The following is a 3003-nucleotide window of genomic DNA, read 5'->3' as shown; positions in this document are numbered from 1 at the left end:
CTCAGCCCAGGTCAGACAACGCACAACAGCCTTCATAGTGCCCAGGTAGTGCTAGATCGGATAGGCTGTGCGGCTATGGTCAGGGCGGCTCCTTGTAACCAGAGCCTGAGCCAGGCAGTCACGAGGGCTCCAGAAGGTGCAGGAGCTTGAGGGTAGAGAAGCTGATTTGGTTCGCAGCTTTAATCGGTAAGCGATCGACACGTTGAAAGACGCGTCGGCACCCAGCTGAAATGTCTAGTATTTTTGATACGATAAAGCTTGAGGGTTAAATTGGGTTACCCTCAGGGTACGGAGAGTTTCCGGCATTTCGGAGAGAAAACCTGCTCTCGTTCAGCCTCTGAACCATTAAGGTCGCGGCCGAAAACTGCAGGAAACCTGCATTTCATCGCGCTGGTCTGGTTGGAAAAGACAGGTTGTGTGGAAGCCGACTGGAGCAGCGATGGGAACTGGGGAACGAAATTCTCTGGGCCGCGGGACCTGCTGACCGGCCTTGACTGGTCGGGGGTGCCTGCACATTCTGATGGGTAAGGGGTCCTCCGCGATCGCCTCCTGAGGCTTCGGCCCAAGCATCGCGTCCATGCTCCGGCGCCCAGCGCCGTAGGAGGACGCTCGTGCCAAGCCCCGACATCATCACGCCAAGCCAGCTTGCCCGGCTTTTGGGAACGCCAGACGCCCCAGCCGTCCTGGACGTCCGCACCGAAGAGGACTTCGCCAGCGATCCTCGCGTTCTGCCCGGCACGATTCGGCGCGACTTCCGGTCGGTGGCCGTATGGGCGGGCGACTTCACCGGCCGCTCCGTGGCCGTCGTCTGCCAGCGGGGCCTGAAGCTCAGCCAGGGCGTGGCCGCCTGGCTCCGGCACGCCGGCAACGCCGCCGAGGCGCTCGAGGGTAGCTTAGAAGCCTGGGTAGCGGCAGGTGGGCTGCTCGTGTGCCCCGACCACGTGCCGTCCCGCGACCCGCAGGGCCGCACGCTCTGGGTCACGCGGGCCCGTCCGAAGATCGATCGCATCGCCTGCCCCTGGCTCAGCCGCCGCTTCGTGGACACCGGGGCGGTCTTCCTCTTCGTGGCACCCTCCGAAGTCCTCGCAGTCGCCGACCGCTTCGCCGCCACGTCTTTCGACGTCGAAAGCGTGTTCTGGAGCCACCGCGACGAGCTCTGCACCTCCGATGTCATGGTCGAGGAGTTCGGCCTGCGCTCGGACCCGCTGCTGCGACTGGCGGCAATCGTCCGCGGCGCTGGCACTGCACGGCTCGACCTCGCGCCGAAGGCGGCCGGGCTGCTCGCTGCCTCGCTCGGGCTATCGCGCATTTACCCGGAAGATCTCGTCCAGCTCGATGCGGCGATGGGCCTCTACGACGCGTTCTACCGGTGGGCGGCCGACGCCACGAACGAAACCCACAACTGGCCAGCGCCGGAGGGCAAGGCATGAGTGTGAAGACATCCAGCGAGGCGGTGCCGACGACGAGCGCCCCGGCAGCAGCACTGCCACGACTGCCATCCTTCGGCGAGGCCGTGCGGGTCTGGCTCAAGATCGGCTTGCTCTCCTTCGGCGGCCCGGCCGGGCAGATCGCCCTGCTACATCGCGAGATAGTCGACGAGCGGCGCTGGGTTTCTGACGCTCGCTTTCTGCACGCCCTGAACTTCTGCACCCTCCTGCCTGGGCCAGAGGCGCAGCAACTCGCGACCTATCTCGGCTGGCTGCTGCATGGCGTGCGGGGCGGGGTCGCCGCCGGGGCGCTGTTCGTCCTCCCAGGCATGGCGGTGATGCTCGGCCTCTCGATCCTCTACGCCACGCTCGGCGAGGTCCCGCTGGTCGCGGCGCTGTTCTTTGGCCTGAAATGCGCAGTGCTCGTGTTGGTAGTCGAGGCGCTGCTGCGCGTGGCCCGGCGCGCGCTGAAGACCAATGAGGCCTGGACGCTTGCCGTTGCCGCCTTCATCGCGCTCTACGCCTTCGGCGTGCCTTTCCCGATAGTGGTGCTGACCGCCGCCCTCATCGGCTACTTCGCGCCAGGCGCCTTCAAGGCTGGGAGCCACGGCTCCGCCAAGGACGGCCCGCCAGCATTGCTCGACGCCGTGCTCGCCGCGGATCCGGGGCGGCCCGCTCGGCTGGCTGCCAAGGCGTGGCAGGCAGGCTGGGTCGCCGTGGCGCTCTGGCTCGCCCCGGTTGCGGTCCTGACGTTGATGGTCGGCGGTGTCTTCGCCGACGTCGCCTGGTTCTTCTCCAAGATGGCGGTGGTCACCGTCGGCGGCGCCTATGCCGTGCTCGCCTACGTCGCCCAGGAGGCGGTGCAAGGCTATGGCTGGCTGACGGCTGACCAAATGCTCGTTGGTCTTGGCCTTGCGGAGACGACGCCCGGACCGCTGATCCTCGTCCTGCAGTTCGTTGGCTTCCTCGCTGGCTATGGCGCCGGCGGTCTCGCCTCGAGCGTGCTCGCCTCGGTGCTGACGATCTGGGTGACTTTCGCGCCGTGCTTCGCGTTCATCTTCCTCGGCGCTCCGTATGTCGAGCGGCTGCATTCAAACCGCGCGCTGACGGGCGCCCTGGCCGCAGTCACGGCCGCAGTGGTCGGCGTCATCGCCAACCTCGCGCTCTGGTTCGGCCTGCGCGTGCTGTTCGCCGATGTAGCCCGCTGGGAGGCGGGACCGGTCGGCTTCGATATTCCCAGGCTCAGCTCGCTCGATCCACTCGCCTTGGCACTCGCCGCGCTTGCAGCGGCCTCCCTGTTTCGGCTGAAGCTCGGCCTTCTACGGACGCTCGGCATCACGGCGGCGGTCGGTCTCGTCACGAAGCTCATACTGGAATGAGGGGAGATCGGGCTGGATTGGTCAGGCGCAGCTTGCTGATGGCGGCTGGCGCGGCGGTCTCGAGCCGGGCTATTGCCCAGGGGCGGCGGCTGCGGCACGATTTCGAGGGCATGATGACCGGCCGTCCGCCGCCGGGGTTCAACCTAGAGCGGTTTTCTCTTTGTCTGAATCGCTTGTGACCTCGGTGGCTGTCGGGA

General features: G+C 66.4%; 2 protein-coding genes. Both read left to right on the top strand.

The genetic code is table 11. The annotated features are described in order from the left end of the window. Positions 1-611: 611 nt before the first annotated feature. Positions 612-1430, top strand: coding sequence for a chromate resistance protein ChrB domain-containing protein (locus tag AC5JJ6_RS06640; RefSeq protein WP_496041282.1), 819 nt, complete (start codon positions 612-614; stop codon positions 1428-1430). Beyond that, a complete protein-coding gene (gene chrA / locus AC5JJ6_RS06635; protein WP_496041281.1) occupies positions 1427-2806 on the top strand; it encodes a chromate efflux transporter in 1380 nt (459 codons plus the stop codon). Before AC5JJ6_RS06640 ends, chrA begins: the two co-directional genes overlap by 4 nt. The last annotated feature ends 197 nt before the right edge of the window (positions 2807-3003 follow it).

This window comes from Skermanella sp. (genome assembly GCF_059503625.1).
Note: the sequence above shows the minus strand (reverse complement) of the source record. Positions and strands in the feature narration are given on the sequence as shown.

Bases quoted from the DNA above. Each gene is read 5' to 3' on its own strand.
- chrA (WP_496041281.1), top strand. From the start codon at position 1,427: ATGAGTGTGAAGACATCCAGCGAGGCGGTGCCGACGACGAGCGCCCCG.